Genomic DNA, 16,903 nt, shown 5'->3' with positions numbered 1-16,903 from the left:
ACTGAATAGCCTTGAGTCCTGGTTGGGTAACGAAATGTCGGACGCAGACGATTCTTACACAAAAATGCCCAGGCTCAAACGCCTGGCCGTGGCCGAACATTGCATGCCTTCCCATCACACATTCATACGGAACTGAACGCGTCCATTCAGTCGGAGACCATCTTGCCAAGCGGCTCGACGATTAAACCTATAAGCAGCACGACTGGCCGACGAACGTTTCTGAAAGAAGCTCTCCTCACTGGCACGGCTGCCGTGCTTGTGAATCCGAGCGCCGGCGCTGCGCAACCTGCTGCGGACAAGGGGCCGGCAGTGGGCAGGCCATCCACGGCGCTGGCCGCCGCCGAGACTCAGGCGCCCTCGTTAGACGAAGCGCCCGCCACAGACGCCGCACACATCGGCAACCCCGGTTCGGACTTCATGGTCGATTTGCTGCGGATCGCCGGCATCGACTATGTCGCGGCGATGCCGGGGTCGACCTTCCGGGGCATTCACGAATCGATCGTCAACTATGCCGGCGATACGCATCCGCAACTCATCGTGTGTACGCACGAGGAAGCATCGGCCGCCATTGCGCATGGTTACGCGAAGGTCGCGGGAAAGCCAATGGCATGTCTCGTCCATAGTACCGTCGGTCTGCAGCATGCTTCGATGGCGATCTACAACGCGTGGTGCGATAGGGTGCCGATGATGGTGCTGGCGGGCAACATTGCCGATGCCGTGAAACGTCGCCCTGGCGTGGAGTGGTATCACACGGCGCAGGATCTCGGCGCGCTGGTGCGTGACTATACGAAGTGGGACGACTACCCCGTGTCGCTTCAGCATTACGCAGAATCGTTTTTGCGGGCCTACACGATGTCGGTAACCCCACCCATGGAGCCCGTGCTGATTGTGGTGGATGCCGAGCTGCAGGAGCAGCCGATTGCCGACCCGCGAGATATCGTTGTACCGCCGCTGCGCGAGGTTTCGCCACCCGTGGGAAGCCCCGATGCCCTTGGCGCGGCCGCCTCGCTGATATGTAGTGCGAAGACGCCCGTCATTGTGGCCGATCGGGCCGTCCGGACGCAGGCGGCCATGGACACGCTGGTCAAGCTTGCGGAGTCGCTTAATGCGCCCGTCATCGATCTGCTCGGGCGCATGAATTTCCCCACGAACCACTACCTTAACCATTCTTCGCTGCAGGCGAGGCTCCTCAAAGATGCGGACGTCATTCTGGCGCTCGAGGTCGGCGATGTATGGGGACTCACGGGAAGCGTGCCGGACACCATTAGCCGCCCGTCGAAGCGACGCGCGAAAAACGACGTCAAGGTCATCAGCATTTCCACTGCCTACCTGTACGGCAAGTCGAACATGCAGGACGCTGAACGCTATTTCGCGCCCACGCTACCCATCGCCGGCGATGCGGAGGCATCGCTGCCCGGATTGCTGCATGCCGTGCTAACGACGATGACGCCGGCGCAACGTCAAGCCGCTGGCGCACGCGCGCAGCCGATGCGGCAGGCGTTTGAAAAGATGCGCAACGATGCGCGCGAAGCCGCGACGCGGGCATGGGATGGCAGCCCCATTAGTACCGCGCGCCTGTCTCAGGAAGTCTGGAATGCCATCCGGCATGAGGACTGGGCGCTGGTTTCGCCTTCAGGCGCTATCAGCCAGTGGCCACAGCGGTTGTGGGATTTCACCAGGACCTATCAGTTCATCGGTGCGGGGGGCGGCTATGGCGTCGGCTATGCCGCGCCCGCTGCGGTTGGCGCCGCCCTCGCACACCGCGACGCCGGCCGCATAGCAGTGAGCATTCAGACAGATGGCGATCTGATGGTTCTTCCGGGCGTGCTGTGGACCGCCGCCCATCATGGCGTGCCGTTACTCACGGTGATGCACAACAACCGGGCCTGGCATCAGGAGACTATGCACATCCAGCGTATGGCCAGTCGCCGGGACCGGCATCCTGAAAGAGGAACAGTGGGTACGGTGCTTCACGATCCGTCGATCGACTATGCGGCGATGGCGAAAAGCATGGGCATGTGGGCGGAAGGGCCGATATCGAACCCGGCCGATCTCGGTCCCGCGCTTGCACGCGCGATGACGCAGGTAAAGAGCGGCAAGCCTGCACTGGTAGATGTGCTGACGCAGCCCAGGTAACGGAACTGACGATGAAAGCTCATTTCCCCGGTTGCACCGTCCGCATTGCAATGGTCGCTGCAGCGGCTGTTGCCTGTGCGTGGCCGATCTTGTCGCAGGCCGATTCAGATACCGATATCGAAGCAGGGCGCGCGCTCTTCATGCAGAAAGGCTGCTTCGAATGTCATGGCATATTCGGGCAGGGCAGTATCGCGACTGGACCTGCCCTGGCGCCACGCGTTATACCGCTCCCGGCGATGGAGGCCTATGTGCGGGATCCGCAAGGCCAGATGCCGGTCTTCAGCGAAAAGATACTGTCGAATGACGAAATTGCGAAGATTCATGCGTATCTTGCTTCTCTGCCGCCGAGTCAACCGGCCGATAGCATTGCACTGTTGAACAACGGCACGTCGCCGGCTAGCGCACCCGGCAACAGTTCGTCGACTTCCCGGATTGCAAACCCGGCTGCGCACGGTGCATCGGTCTATGCCGCGAATTGCGCTGCATGTCACGGCCAAGCCGGCGAAGGTGGAGTCGGTCCCGCGCTGATCGGCATTTCAAGCCGGTATCGGACAGCCGATATCGAAGCGCGCATCCGGGAACCGTCGGGCATCATGCCGCGCCTGTATCCAGGACCTCTCAATGCTCAGGACCTGCAGGACGTTGTGCGCTATGTGGCATCTCTGAAATGAACGATGCGCGTCGGGAGTGCCTGCCGGGCCAGCGGGGACGGATGGCGGCGCGAGACAGTTCTGGATTTCCGTTGCCAAACAGCGCACCACGACACTAAGTGCTTTCCCGCTCGATCAGACTGAACCCCACATCGACGATTGGCTCACTGCCAGCGCGATTCTCAATCCGATCGACTAGCATGGTCGCCGCAAGCGTTCCGATTCTCGTGCCGTCGATTCTCATGGTCGACAACGGTGGCGTGGTGTCCTTCGCGAAATTCAGATCACCGTAGCCAATCACACGCAGTTTCTCTGGTACTGAGATATCCCGGTATTCAGCTTCCATCAACACGCCTAGCGCCAGAATATCCGCGCCGCAAAAAACGGCGTCGATATCGGCGTGCGTGTCGAGCAAGCCCTTCAGCGCCCGTCGCCCGTCGCCCAGATTCGCAGGTGACTCGACCGTCATGACAGGAATGGAGGAGATTGCTTTGCCATTTCCGAACGCTTTGAGGAAAGCTTTGGTGCGGGCCTGCGCGCGCCGGTCGCTGGGCGTGACGACAGCGGGCCGCCGCACGCCACGCGTCTTCAGAAAGTCCGCGGCTGCCCTCCCGACGTTCTCATGAGAGAAGCCGACCAGCATGTCGATAGGCTCGCGTGTCAGGTCCCAGGTCTCGACGACAGGAATGCCGCACGCGCGCAGCTTTTGCCTCGCACTGTGCGAATGAATAACGCCGGTCAGTACGATGCCGGCGGGCCGGCGGCCGATCACCGCATCAAGCAGGGCGTCTTCGCGCGACTCGTCGTATCCGCTTTGCCCAATCAGCAACTGGTAGCCCGCCGCGGCAAGCTCGGTCGTCAGGGCGCCGACGGTTTCCTGAAACACGCTCCCGGCCATCGCCGGAATCAACGCGACGATGAGATGGCTGCGAGTCGACGCCAGCGAACCGGCGATGAGGTCAGGCGTGTACCCGGTTTGCCGGACGGCCGCCTGGACACGCTCCAGCGTATCGACCGAAACTAGTTCCGGCGTGTTCAGTGCGCGTGAGACGGTCACTTTCGTCACGCCGACGAGCGCCGCGAGATCGCTCAGCGTTACGCGGCCGGAATTCTTGCGGGCGCGCCGGGAGGCGCTGCGTTCGACAGGGGCAAGCAGGGTAGTTGGCGGTTTGCTCACGACGTTGATCACTCAGGCCCGAAAAAAGTTGCTGGCGATTATGGCAAAACCATACTACCATGCGTCGTATGTTACCGGTTACATGAACCGGTAACATCGATTAGAAGAAAAGCGATTGGCGCGACCCGAGTGCGTGCGCCCAGAACTTGAGAGACAGGAGAGCAGCATGTCGCAGGCTGGTACGGTGTTGAGCGAGCCGCTGATTCGGCTTAACGCTGCGGACAATGTACTGATCGCGCGAGAATCGCTGTCGATCGGACAGCAACTGTGCATCGGCGAGGCGACGATCCGCATCCGCGCGCAGGTCACCGCGGGTCACAAAGTCGCCGCTTATCGCATCCCACGTGGTGCGCCGATCCGTAAATACGACACCGTCATTGGCCTCGCGGCTCGCGACATCGAGGCGGGCGATCACGTCCACACTCATAACGTCGAGCTGATCGATTTCGAGCGCGATCCGGGTTTCTGTCTCGATGTGCGTCCGGTCGAGTACGTGGCAGAAGCTGAACGGGCCACATTCAACGGCATCGTTCGGCCCGATGGGCGAGTCGCGACGCGCAACTTCATCGGGATTCTGGCATCGGTCAATTGTTCGTCGACCGTTATCAAGAATATCGCCGCCTGGTTTACGCCGGAGCGGCTTGCGCCTTATCCCAATGTCGATGGCGTGGTCGCATTCGCGCAGACAAGTGGCTGCGGGATGTCATCGCCCAGCGAACACTTCGATGTCCTGCGCCGGACGCTCGCCGGCTATGCGCGTCATCCCAATCTTGCCGGGGTGTTGATCGTCGGGTTGGGCTGCGAACGCAATCAGGTGGGCGACCTGCTCGATTCACAAGGGATTCATGTCGGTACGTCGGTCCACGCGTTGGTGATGCAGGACGAAGGTGGCACCCGGGCAACGATCGAAGCGGGGATCGCTGCCATACAGAAGATGCTGCCGTCGGCGAACGATATCGAGCGTCGCCCGGTGTCGGCGAGCCACATCAAAATCGGTCTGGAATGTGGCGGCTCCGATGGCTTTTCGGGCATCACAGCCAATCCGGCCCTAGGCGCGGCCATGGATATTCTGGTGCGCCATGGCGGCACGGCGATTCTTTCCGAAACCCCCGAAATTCACGGCGTCGAATACATGCTGACGCGCCGTGCGGTGACACCGGAAGTCGGTCAGAAATTGCTCGACCGGCTTGCGTGGTGGGAGCGTTATACGCGCGGCCACAACGGTCAGTTCAACGGTGTCGTCGGCCCGGGTAATCAGAAGGGCGGACTCGCCAACATCTTTGAAAAATCTCTCGGATCGGCAATGAAAGGCGGCACAACGCCGCTGCAAGCCGTATACGAATACGCCGAGCCGATCGATCAGGCCGGCTTTGTCTTCATGGATTCGCCAGGCTACGATCCCGTTGCGGTGACCGGGCAGATTGCAAGTGGCGCAAACCTGATCTGCTTCACGACCGGCCGCGGTTCCATGTTCGGCTCGAAGCCCGCGCCCACGCTCAAGCTCGCGAGCAACACGCCGATGTTCAAGCGGCTCTCCGACGATATGGACATCAATTGCGGACTTGTCCTCGACGGTGAGCGGTCAGTCGATGAGATGGGGAAAGATATCTTCGAGCACATCCTGCGGGCCGCGTCGGGTGAGCGCACCCGTAGTGAATTGCTCGGGCTGGGCGATCACGAATTTGTGCCCTGGCATATGGGCATCGTGAGCTGAAACGCCACGTCATTCCTACAAAAAAAGCGGAGACAGAGATTGAACCAAGCCTTGCAACAGGCGCCACGCAGCAAAGTGCGCTGGCTGGTGGCCGGTCTGATGTGGTCGGCCATTGCCATCAACTATATCGACCGCACGGTGCTGTCCGCCGCGGCGCCCCATCTTCAAGCGGAGTTCCATCTCAGTGCGATGGAGATGGGCATTGTGATGTCGGCCTTCTTCTGGTCATACGCGCTGCTGCAATTGCCTGCGGGCATGCTCGCCGATCGCTTCGGACAGAAGATCGTGCTGGGTGCGTCCGTGTTCTGGTGGTCGCTTGCGACGGCCGTCACCGGACTCGCCACCGGCTTCAAGTCCCTCGTGCTCCTGCGGGTCATGCTGGGCATCGGCGAAGCGGGCGCATACCCCAGTAACGCGGGCATTGCCTCGCGATGGTTTCCGCGCAAGGAACGCGCAACGGTGGCCGGCATCTTCGATAGCGGGTCCAAGCTTGGCGGCGCGGTGGCGCTGCCGCTGATCGCCTGGTTGCTGGCGACTTTCGACTGGAAGGTCACCTTTGCGATCACCGGTGTGCTGGGTCTCATCTGGTGCGTCGTCTGGGTGTTCGTGTTCAGGGATTCGCCGGCGGATCACAAACGCGTGAATGAGGCCGAGCTTGCCCATATCCGCGATGGCGAAACAGTGTCGCGCAGCGACAGCGTGGGCGTGGCCGCCGATGTACCCTGGCACAGGCTGTTCGCGCATCGGAACATCTGGGCCATGTGCATCGGCTTCTTCATGATCAACTACAACTCGTACTTCTTCATCACCTGGCTGCCGACCTATCTCGTCAAGGAACGCGGCATGAGCCTGATGGAGATGGGCTTCATGGCTTCGCTACCGCTCGTTCTTTCGATGATCGTCGAGGTATTCGCGGGCTGGGCCTCCGATCGTGTGTATGCGTCCGGAAAGTTGTCGCTCACCGCGACCCGAAAACTGTTTCTCGTCGTCGGCCTGGTAATGGCGTCGAGCATTGGACTCGCGGCGTTCGCCACTTCTCCGCTCGTGGCCGTCGCATTGCTCTGCGTGGCGAAGTCGGGCACGACCGTCGCCGCATCCCAGGTCTGGGCGCTACCGGGCGATGTCGCGCCGGGGAACATGGTGTCGCGGGTGGCGGGCATCCAGAACACCGTCTCCAACATGGGCGGCGTGGTCGGGCCGATCGTCACCGGCGCGATCGTCGGTGCAACCGGTTCGTTCATTCCCGCGCTGCTGTTCTCGTCGGGGCTGATCGTGATCGCGATCCTCAACTACCTGTTCCTGCTCGGAAAGGTGGAGCCCATTCAATTCAATCAAGTCCCCGTGGAGGCTAGAAATCGTGATGAACGCAACGTCGATGTCAGCGCTTAACCCATTCAAGGCGGCGCTTGCAAATGGTCAACGACAGATCGGCTTCTGGCTTTCGATGGCCGACGCCTACCTGGCCGAAGTCAGCGCGACCGCCGGCTTCGAGTGGCTGTTGATCGATGCCGAGCACGCTCCGAACGACGTGCGCAGCATTCTTGCGCAATTGCAGGCGGTCGCGCCGTATTCCGCCGAAGCCGTCGTGCGACCCGTGAACGGTGATCCGGCGCTGCTCAAGCGCCTGCTTGATATCGGCGCACGTAACCTCCTCGTTCCGATGATCGATACCGCGGATCAGGCTCGCGCGTGCGTGGCTGCCGTACGCTATCCGCCCCATGGAATTCGTGGTGTGGGCAGTGCGGTGGGACGTGCGTCGCGCTGGAGTTCGCGGACCGACTATCTGGATATCGCGGACAGTGAAATCTGCCTGCTCGTGCAGGCGGAGACGGTCACCGCGCTCGACAATCTCGAAGCCATCTGCGCGGTTGACGGCGTGGATGGCGTCTTCATCGGGCCTGCGGATCTGGCTGCGTCGATGGGCCATCGCGGCAAGCCCGGCGATCCGGAAGTGCAGAACGCGATCGAAGCCGCGATGCGCACCATCATTGCTTCCGGCAAGGCGGCCGGCACGTTGACCTCGGACCCGGTGCTCGCACGTCGCTATCTCGAGCTTGGATGCACGTTCGTCGCGACCGGTGTGGACATCCTTATGTTTGCGAACGCGGCACGCAAGCTCGCCCGGGAATTCATCGAGCAGTGAAGAATGGTGAGGAATTCCAGGAGACGACATCATCTTCTTCAGAGGTGAGTCATTCCATGAGCCGAACAGCACCTTAGGAGCAGGCAGCGACGCGCTAAGGTGAGGAATTCCAGGAGATGATCCACAAAGGTGAGCGATTCCAGGAGGTGAGAAATCGCCTCGCTGAGCGCGCACCTTAAATAAGGTGAGGATTTCCAGGGAGTCCTCGTCGTGGTCGCTTTCGGTGATGTAGCGAGCACTCCAAACCTCACCCTGATACGTGCAAGAGCAAGACCGATACCGCCAATCTCCTTACATCCTCTTCCATATACAAACAAAGGGTGAGCGCGACAGCTTGCGTCGGGTCACGTCGCAAAGGCCGTGCTACCTGCGCCGCACGGCGATACACACCGCAGCTTGTGCGCACCAGAAGCGGCCAAACTTCGCCATCTTGTAACGCTCTCGTAAAACATGATCTTTCGCTCGTTGATAAGTTGCGGATAACGCGTGTCGTCGCCACTCGAGCAACGACTTTGCGTCACCGTAGATCTATCGATGGAGAAAGCATGAAGAAGCTGTTGGCAATCGCGGCGCTGGCCGCACTGAGCGCAACCTTGAGCGGATGCTGGTGGGGGCCGCCTCCAGGTTGGGGCGGTGGAGGCGGGGGTGGGGGTGGGCCTGGTGGCGGCGGACCGCACGGTGCGATCGTCGTTCCTGGCAACGCTGCTCAGGGCTGAGCCGGAAACCAAGCCAGAAACTAGGCGGGAAACGTAAGCGTCACCACGAACCCGCCGGCGGCGGCGTTATCGGCATGAAAAACGCCGCCGTTATATCGCACGAGGCGCCGCACGATCGCAAGCCCGAGCCCGCAGTGCGCATCGCCGCTCCGCGCTTCATCGAGTCGCACGAACGGTTGCAGCGCACGATCAAGTTGACCGCTCGGAATGCCGCCGCCGTGATCGCGAACCTCGAGCGTGTATTGGCCGTCGCGGCGGGACGTCGAAATTTCGACCGGCGGCTCGCCGTAAGTGAGGGCGTTCTCGATCAGATTGGTCAGAATCCGGTCTAGGTCGACAAGCGGCAACCCAAAGCCATCGCCGGCTTGCAGATCGAGGCGCACGAGCGCATCGTCCGCGAGGCCGTCGCCGTAGTGCCGGCGACAGTGGGCATCGACGCCGGTGCTTGGCGAGGTATCCGCCGTCTCACGTGCGAAGTCGAGAAACTGCGTGACGATGCGTGACAACGACTCCGAGTCCCGCAAAAAACCACGGCGATTCGCTTCGTCGGGCAGCAGATCCGCGCGCACCTGCATGCGGGTGATCGGCGCACGCAGATCGTGCGCCACGCCGGCCAGCATCACTGCGCGCTCCTGCTCGGCCTGCGCAAGTTCATGCACCATCTGATTGAAGTCGCCGATCAGCTCTTTCAATTCGCGCGGGCCGCTCGCCTCCACGACCGGCGCGCGATGGCCGACGCGGAACTCGCGCGCGGCGAGCGCCAGCCGGTGCAACGGCCGCTGCAATTGCCATGCGCCGAGCAGCGCGATGATCACCGCCAACACCAGCATCGTCGCCGATGCGCCTAGGAAGCGACGCGCCGGCAGCGTCGAGTTTTGCATTTTGAGCCAGCCTGGATTGCCCGCGTAGTGGACCCAGACCGTGCCGTTCTCGCCGTCAGATACGACCTGGCTGCCTGCTGGCAATTTCTCGCGCAAGTCGTGTTCGAACGGACCCGAGGTGTTCTCACACGGCGCGGGACAGCCATACCGAATCGCGTCTTGCGCGCTCACATAGGACACACCGAGCGTTGCCGCGACCTGGGAGGCGGCGAGCGGGCCGCCGCGTTCCGCCTCAACCGCGAGCACTAAAGCGCGTTGTGCATGACCCGCGTCGATCTGGCCGCGGTCACGGTCCACGAGAACGATTGCGGTGATGTGCACCAGCACGATCAGGCTCACCGTCATCAACGAGAGCCGGCCAAACAGTGTGTTAAAGGGATTTTTCATCGTCATTGGCGTCGGGCACGAACATATAGCCGATGCCGCGTATGGTCTGGATCCGGCGCGGATTGGCCGGGTCGTCTTCAAGCAGACGGCGCAGGCGCCACACCGGTACGTCGATACCGCGTTCGGTTACTTCTGAGTTCGGCCCATGCAGCAGATCGACGAGCTTCGAGCGCGACAGCGTTTCCATTGGATGCGCGGCGAGCACTTCGAGCAGCGCATATTCGCCACCGGTCAACTTGAGCGCTTCGTCATCGCGAAACAGGGTGCGCCTCGCGAAGTCGAGCCGGAAGCGGCCGAAGCGCAGTGCTTCACGTTTTTCGAGCGCCGTAGCCGTGGACCCCGACAATGGCTGCGCATGCCGGCGCAACACCGCATGAATACGCGCAAGCAGTTCCTGCGGCATGAACGGCTTGCCGAGGTAGTCGTCGGCGCCGAGTTCCAGACCGATTATGCGATCCACGCCGTCCGCGCGCGCCGTCAGCATGATCACGGGAATCGTGTCGCCATGCGCACGCAATTGCCTGAGCGCGCTGAGTCCGTCGACGCCCGGCATCATCAGATCGAGCACGATGATCGAGGGCCGTTCGCGTTCCAACCGGCGTGCCAGATGGTTCGCGTCGTGCAACACGGACATTTCGATGCCGCGTTGTTGAAAGAAGGTTCTGAGCAGGTCACGAAGGTCGGCGTCGTCGTCGACCAGTAAAACCTGGATGGGCGTGTCTGACATGGCTGGGCCCTGATCGATGAGGACAATTGACGGACGGCGCGGGAGCGCGTCTATCGCATGTCGCAATATAGCGAATCTCGCGGTGGCAGCGGTTTCGGGTTCTTATCTGCACTTACAGTTTATTACGGCGCCTGCCTTTGGTTTTGTCCGCCTGCGTGAAGCAGGCCGTGCCGGTCAACGTCACACCGTCCGATTCATCGCAACACCACGCGCCTCGTTACAACTCGTAATCCTCGTCTAAGCCACCGTAAGACGCCACTCACTATGCTGGGCCACTTCTCGCCGCTGGTGGCGTTACGCGGTTTCCTCCGGGCTCAGTGGGTTGGTTTGCGCGCAGATTCAGGCGCGTGGTCGACCGACACGTTTTCACCCGCCCCGCTTTAGCGAACAACGCATGCCAGACGGCCCTTTGTCGAATTGAGTCGAAGGATGCCCACAGCATGCCGAATAATCCTAGCGCGTCCGGATCTTCCTCGCGTGTACCGAGATTCACCTATCTTGCCGCCACAGTCGCTGTCGCCACGTTTTGGCTGGCGGGTTGCGGCGAGCAGGCGCCGCATGGCCCGCCACAGTTGATCCCCGAAGTTGGCGTCCAGACGATCGCGCCGCACGCCGTGGTGTCGAGTACCGAATTGTCCGGGCGACTGTCGGCGATCCGCGTCGCCGAAGTCAGGCCGCAGGTCGAAGGCATCGTCAGAAAGCGCCTCTTCACGGAAGGCTCGCTGGTTGCGGCCGGGGCGGTGCTGTATCAGATCGACCCGTCCAGCTACCAGGCAACTTACGACCAGGCCGTCGGCACGCTGGCCAAAGCCGAGGCGACAGCGAGCGCCGCGCAGACCAAGGCCACCCGCTACGCCGAACTGTCGAAGATCGAAGGCGTGAGCAAGCAGGACTACGACGACGCCGTCGCCTCCCTGGAGGAAGCGAAGGCCGACGTGGTCGCCGACCGTGCCGCATTGAAGACCGCCGCGATCAACCTCGGCTACACCAAAGTCGTTGCGCCCATCGCGGGACGGATCGGCAAATCGAGCGTGACTGAAGGCGCGCTCGTCACCGCGGAGCAGACCACCGCGCTCGCGACGGTCCAGGCGACGACCGAGATGTATCTCGACGTCACGCGCTCATCCGCCGACTGGTTGCGGCTGCAGAAAGAATTCGCCAGTGGCCAGTTGCAACAGGCGGGCTCGGACGGCGCAGTCGTTCATCTCGTGATGGAAGACGGCAGCACGTACACGCAGCCAGGCAAGCTGCTGTTCTCCGATATCACCGTCGACGCCACCACCGGCTCGGTCACCTTGCGTTGCGTGTTCCCGAATCCGGACGGCGTGCTGCTGCCCGGTATGTTCGTGCGCGCCCGGCTTGAAGAGGGTGTGAACCAGCAGGCGATTACGGTGCCGCAACTCGCGGTCTCGCGTGCATCCGACGGCTCGGCGAGCGTGCTGACGGTCGGTGCCGACAACAAGGTCACGCAAACGCCCGTCACGGCGGACACCGCTTCAGGCGCCGACTGGCTCGTCACGCGCGGCCTCAAGGCGGGCGATCGCGTGATCGTCGCCGGATCGCAGAAAGCGCGCGCGGGCGGTGTTGTGAAGCCGGTCGAATCGCCCGCCAATTCGGTCGTGCCCGCCACCGCGGACACCACGTCGGCCGCACATAGCTAAAGCGAGACACTCATGGCAGGTTTCTTTATCAACCGACCGATCCTCGCGTGGGTCATCGCTATCGTCATCATGATGATCGGCGGCGCCTCCATCGGGACGCTTCCGGTCGAACAGTATCCGAGCGTGGCGCCCGTCTCCGTGCAGATCACGGCGACTTATCCGGGCGCCTCGGCTGAAACCGTGGCGACAACGGTCACGCAGGTGATCGAGCAGAAGCTGAGCGGCATCGACCATCTGCTCTACATGTCGTCCACCAGCAGTTCGGCCGGGCAGGCCACTATCACGCTCACGTTCCAGCAGGGCACCAATGCCGATATCGCCCAGGTACAGGTACAGAACAAAGTCGAGCAGGCCAGTTCGTCGCTGCCGCAGACGGTTCAGGACCAGGGTGTGCAGGTTGCGAAGGCAGCCAATGCGTTTCTGATGATCGTGTCGCTCTCGTCCTCCGACGGCAGCATGAATTCCATCGATCTCGGCAATATCATCGCAACGCAGATCGAAGACCCGCTCACGCAGATCGACGGCGTCGGCGACGTGACATTGTTCGGCGCGCAGCACGCCATGCGTATCTGGCTCGATCCGGTGAAGCTGCAGGCCGTCGGCCTGACTGCCGGCGACGTCACCACCGCGATCACGAATCAGAACGTGCAACTCTCGGTCGGCCAGATCGGCGGCTCGCCGTCCACGAAGACGCAGGCGCTGAACGCGACCATTTCGGCATCGAGCCTGCTCACCACGCCCGCGCAGTTCGGCGCGATCCTTCTGCGCGTGAATAGCGACGGCTCGAAGGTCATGCTGAAGGACGTTGCGCGCGTCGAAGTCGGCGGCGACGATTACAGCACGGACTCGCGACTGAACGGCAAGCCGGCGGCCTCGCTCGCGGTCAAACTGGCGAGCGGTGCGAACGCGATGAGCGTAGCCAAAGCGGTCCGCGCGAAACTGAACGAAATGAGCGGGCAATTGCCGCACAACGTGGTGGTCGACTATCCGTACGACACCACGCCGTTCGTGCGCATCTCGATCGAAGAGGTGGTGAAAACGCTGATCGAAGCGGTGATGCTGGTCTTCGTCGTGATGTACGTGTTCCTGCAAAACCTGCGCGCGACGCTGATTCCGACCATCGTCGTGCCGGTCGCGTTGCTCGGCACGTTTGCGGTGATGTCGGCAGTGGGCTTTTCGATCAACGTGCTGTCGATGTTCGGGCTCGTGCTTGCGATCGGGCTGCTGGTGGACGACGCGATCGTGGTCGTGGAAAACGTGGAGCGGCTGATCGCGGAAGAGGGACTATCGCCCGTCGAAGCCACGCGCAAAGCGATGAAGCAGATCACCAGCGCACTGGTCGGCATTACGACCGTGCTGATTGCCGTGTTCATTCCAATGGCGTTTTTCTCGGGGTCCACGGGCGCGATCTACCGGCAGTTCTCCATCACGATCGTCGCGGCGATGCTGCTCTCCGTGTTCCTCGCATTGACGCTGACACCGGCGCTGTGCGCGACCATGCTGCGGCGCGCGGACGTCGAGCACCACACGAAGCGCGGCGTGCTTGGCTGGTTCAACCGTGTGCTGACTCGTGGAACCGATCGTTACGACTCGGCGGTTGCGCGCGTGATTGGCAAGCCGATGCGTTATATGGTGATCTACCTGCTGATTGGGGGCGTGGTAGCGCTGCTCTTCATGAAGCTGCCGTCGTCTTATCTGCCGGACGAGGATCAGGGGATCATCATCACGTCGATTTCCGCGCCTGTCGGCACGCCCGCCGCGCAGACGCTGGAAGTCGTGAAACAAGTCGAGGCGTATTACCTCGGTCTGCCGCAGGTGGACAAGATCATCGCGCTGACCGGTTTCAGCTTCAACGGCTCGGGGCAGAACAACGGCCTTGCATTCGTCAAGCTGAAGGACTGGAGCACGCGGCGCGGCAGCGACGGTTCGGCGGCGGCGATCATCCAGCGCGCCAACATGCACTTCGCCGCCTCGCACGACGCACAGATTTTCGCGCTCAATCCGCCGGCCATTCAGGAACTCGGCACGCAGAGCGGTCTCGACTTCGAACTGGAAGATCGCGCCGGGCAGGGTCACGACAAGCTGATGGCCGCGCGCCAGCAATTGATCGCGCTTGCCGCGCAGGACAGCGCGCTAGCCGGCATGCGTCCCGGCGGCCTCGACGATACACCGCAGTTCCACGTGGATATCGATCGCGAGAAGGCGAGTGCGCTCGGACTTTCAATCGCCGACGTGAACGACACGTTGCAGACCGCGTTCGGTTCGACTTACGTGAACAACTACGTCGATACGGGACGCATCCAGAAGGTTTACGTGCAGGCCGATGCGCCTTACCGGATGATGCCGTCCGATATTGGACGGTGGTATGTGAAGTCCAGCACGACGAGCAGTTCGAGCACGAGTACCAGTACGAGCACTTCGACCACAAGCACGAGCAGTACGACCACCACAGGCTACGACGGCCAGATGGTCCCGTTCTCCGCGTTCGCTACAGGCAAATGGACGTTCGGGCCGCCGCAGATCGAACGCTTCAACCGCACGCTGGCGATGGAAATCACCGCGCAAACCGGTGCGAACACCAGCACGGGCCAGGCGATGGCCGCCGTCGACGCGCTCGTGAAGAAGCTGCCCGCCGGCTATGGCATCGACTGGACCGGGCAATCATACCAGGAGCGCCTTGCCGGATCGCAGGCGATCTACCTGTACGCGATTTCGCTGGTCGTGGTGTTCCTCTGTCTGGCCGGACTGTACGAGAGCTGGTCCATTCCGATCGCGGTGATTCTGGTCGTGCCGCTCGGGGTGCTCGGCGCGGTACTGGGTGCGCATATTCGCGGGCTGTCCGACGACATCTACTTCAAGGTCGGCTTGCTCGCGACCATCGGGCTCTCCACCAAGAACGCGATCCTGATCGTCGAATTCGCCAAGGACCTGCAAGCGCAGGGCCGCAGCCTGATCGACGCTACGCTGGAAGCCGCGCGGCTGCGTCTGCGGCCGATTCTGATGACATCGCTCGCTTTCGTGTTCGGCGTACTGCCGCTGGTCATCAGCACAGGCGCCGGCTCGGCGAGCCGGCATGCGATCGGCACCGGCGTGATGGGCGGCATGATCGCCGCGACGCTGCTCGCCATCTTTTTCGTGCCGGTGTTTTTTGTTGTCGTGCGCCGCCTGTTCGGCGAACACGGCGATGCCAAGCAACAGGAAGGTGTTGAATGATGAGACTCAAATTGAGCGCATGCATGGTGGCGTTCGCTGTTGCCATGCTGACGGGGTGCACGCTGGACCCGCACTATGAACGGCCCGCGGCACCCGTTGCGGTGGCTTATCCCAAAGGCGAGGCGTATGAGAGCACTAGCGCTGCGGCTTCGGGAACGGCTTCAGGAACCGCGACGCCGGGAACGACAACTACCGCACCGCCGCTTGCCGCCGACATGGCCTGGCGCAGCTTCTTTCGCGACGAGCGTCTGCAACGGCTGATCGAGATCGCGCTCGACAACAACCGCGACCTGCGCGTCGCCGCGTTGAACGTAGCCGAGTACGAAGCGCAATACCGCATCACGCGTGCAGCGCTCGCGCCGTCGATCAGCGCGAGCGGCAGCTTGACTCGCGAGCGCACTTCAGGCGTGACGAGCAGTTCCAGCGATGTGAGCGTCGGTACTACGTCATGGGAGATCGACTTCTTTGGACGCTTGCGCAGCCTCAAGCGTCAGGCTCTGGAAAACTATCTCGCGACGGATGCCTCGCGGCAGAGTACGCAGATCAGCCTGATTGCAACGGTAGCGACCGACTACCTGACGCTCCTGTCCGACGAACGTCTCCTGCAAATCACCGAAGACACGGTCAAGGCGGATCAGTCGACATACGACGTGACCAAGCGCATTCAGGAGTTGGGCAATTCGTCGATGCTCGACGTGCAGCAGGCGCAAAACTCGTTGGCGAGCGCGAAGGCGAGCCTTGCGTCCTATCGGCGCGCCGTCGCGCAGGACCGCAACAACCTGGTCGCCGTGCTCGGCGCGCCGATTCCCGACGACCTTCCACCCGCCCGCGAATTCGATGACGAGACGATGTTCGCCGACATCGGTGCGGGCGTGCCGTCGTTGCTGCTCACCCGTCGTCCCGACATCGTGCAGGCGGAACATGCGCTGAAGGCGGCGAATGCGAACATCGGCGCCGCGCGCGCTGCGTTCTTTCCCAAGATCGAGCTGACGGCTTCGGCTGGTACATCGAGTTCGACGCTTTCAAGTTTGTTCAAAGCGGGCACAGGCGCTTGGGAATTCGCGCCGACCGTGTCAGTGCCGATCTTCGATTACGGCAGCAACAAGGCATCGCTCGACGTCGCCAAGATCGAGAAACAAATCGAGGTCGCTGATTACGAGAGCGCCATTCAGACAGCGTTCAAAGAAGTCGCGAACGCGCTGACTGCGCGTGCAACGTACGTCGATCAGGTGGCGGCGGATCGTGACTACGTGACGTCGTCACAGCGGTACTACACGCTTGCTCAGGCGCGGTACAAGGCGGGCACGGACAGCTTCCTCACGTTCCTCGACGCGCAACGCACGCTCTACACCGCGCAACAGCAACTGGCGTCGGATAGTCTGTCGCGACAGGCCAATCTCGTGACGTTGTACAAGGTGTTAGGCGGCGGTTGGGAGGGGAGCTGAAAGCCGAAAGGTGAGAACATTCGGGAGCGTGTGAGGTGATAATGTTGCTACCT

General features: G+C 62.0%; 12 protein-coding genes. 9 read left to right on the top strand and 3 right to left on the bottom strand.

What is annotated here, in order from left to right:
• Positions 1–162: 162 nt before the first annotated feature.
• Positions 163–2,136 (top strand): thiamine pyrophosphate-binding protein, encoded by a 1,974-nt coding sequence (locus tag M0D66_RS32730; RefSeq protein ID WP_266212571.1) that lies wholly within the window; start codon positions 163–165, stop codon positions 2,134–2,136.
• Between the two features lie 11 nt (positions 2,137–2,147).
• Positions 2,148–2,807 carry a c-type cytochrome gene (locus M0D66_RS32725; RefSeq protein ID WP_200617639.1) on the top strand — a complete coding sequence of 220 codons (660 nt, stop codon included), beginning with the start codon at positions 2,148–2,150 and terminating at the stop codon, positions 2,805–2,807.
• Between the two features lie 94 nt (positions 2,808–2,901).
• On the opposite strand, the gene M0D66_RS32720 is transcribed toward M0D66_RS32725, so the two are convergent.
• On the bottom strand, positions 2,902–3,879 hold the full coding sequence (locus M0D66_RS32720; protein ID WP_200617762.1) for a LacI family DNA-binding transcriptional regulator: 978 nt from the start codon (positions 3,877–3,879) through the stop codon (positions 2,902–2,904).
• 250 nt (positions 3,880–4,129) lie between these two features.
• Here M0D66_RS32720 and M0D66_RS32715 point away from each other — a divergent pair, with 250 nt between their 5' ends.
• From M0D66_RS32715 to M0D66_RS32700, 4 genes are all read left to right on the top strand, one after another.
• Positions 4,130–5,677 carry a UxaA family hydrolase gene (locus M0D66_RS32715; RefSeq protein ID WP_211705720.1) on the top strand — a complete coding sequence of 516 codons (1,548 nt, stop codon included), beginning with the start codon at positions 4,130–4,132 and terminating at the stop codon, positions 5,675–5,677.
• A gap of 99 nt (positions 5,678–5,776) precedes the next feature.
• Positions 5,777–7,066, top strand: a complete 1,290-nt coding sequence (locus M0D66_RS32710; protein ID WP_211705738.1) for an MFS transporter — start codon at positions 5,777–5,779, stop codon at positions 7,064–7,066.
• Positions 7,053–7,820: a 4-hydroxy-2-oxoheptanedioate aldolase gene (gene hpaI / locus M0D66_RS32705; protein ID WP_093634348.1), complete on the top strand. Its 768-nt coding sequence runs from the start codon at positions 7,053–7,055 to the stop codon at positions 7,818–7,820. The genes M0D66_RS32710 and hpaI overlap by 14 nt, the downstream gene beginning before the upstream one ends.
• A gap of 545 nt (positions 7,821–8,365) precedes the next feature.
• Entirely contained in the window at positions 8,366–8,536 is a 171-nt protein-coding gene (locus tag M0D66_RS32700; RefSeq protein ID WP_167378368.1) for a hypothetical protein, read from the top strand.
• A 20-nt stretch (positions 8,537–8,556) separates the two neighbouring features.
• On the opposite strand, the gene M0D66_RS32695 is transcribed toward M0D66_RS32700, so the two are convergent.
• Together M0D66_RS32695 and M0D66_RS32690 are read right to left on the bottom strand one after the other, a co-directional pair.
• Positions 8,557–9,804, bottom strand: coding sequence for an ATP-binding protein (locus M0D66_RS32695; protein WP_211705719.1), 1,248 nt, complete (start codon positions 9,802–9,804; stop codon positions 8,557–8,559).
• Positions 9,788–10,531 carry a response regulator gene (locus tag M0D66_RS32690; RefSeq protein ID WP_211699852.1) on the bottom strand — a complete coding sequence of 248 codons (744 nt, stop codon included), beginning with the start codon at positions 10,529–10,531 and terminating at the stop codon, positions 9,788–9,790. Before M0D66_RS32690 ends, M0D66_RS32695 begins: the two co-directional genes overlap by 17 nt.
• 317 nt (positions 10,532–10,848) lie before the next feature.
• On the opposite strand from M0D66_RS32690, the gene M0D66_RS32685 reads away from it, so the two are divergent.
• The 3 genes from M0D66_RS32685 to M0D66_RS32675 are packed head-to-tail and all read left to right on the top strand — an operon-like array spanning position 10,849 to position 16,850.
• Entirely contained in the window at positions 10,849–12,192 is a 1,344-nt protein-coding gene (locus M0D66_RS32685; protein ID WP_323137106.1) for an efflux RND transporter periplasmic adaptor subunit, read from the top strand.
• Between the two features lie 12 nt (positions 12,193–12,204).
• Positions 12,205–15,405 (top strand): efflux RND transporter permease subunit, encoded by a 3,201-nt coding sequence (locus M0D66_RS32680; protein ID WP_211705717.1) that lies wholly within the window; start codon positions 12,205–12,207, stop codon positions 15,403–15,405.
• Positions 15,405–16,850, top strand: a complete 1,446-nt coding sequence (locus tag M0D66_RS32675) for an efflux transporter outer membrane subunit (protein WP_211705737.1) — start codon at positions 15,405–15,407, stop codon at positions 16,848–16,850. The genes M0D66_RS32680 and M0D66_RS32675 overlap by 1 nt, the downstream gene beginning before the upstream one ends.
• Positions 16,851–16,903: the final 53 nt, after the last annotated feature.

This window comes from Paraburkholderia sp. SECH2 (genome assembly GCF_030464795.1).
Classification (GTDB): domain Bacteria; phylum Pseudomonadota; class Gammaproteobacteria; order Burkholderiales; family Burkholderiaceae; genus Paraburkholderia; species Paraburkholderia aspalathi.
Note: the sequence above shows the minus strand (reverse complement) of the source record. Positions and strands in the feature narration are given on the sequence as shown.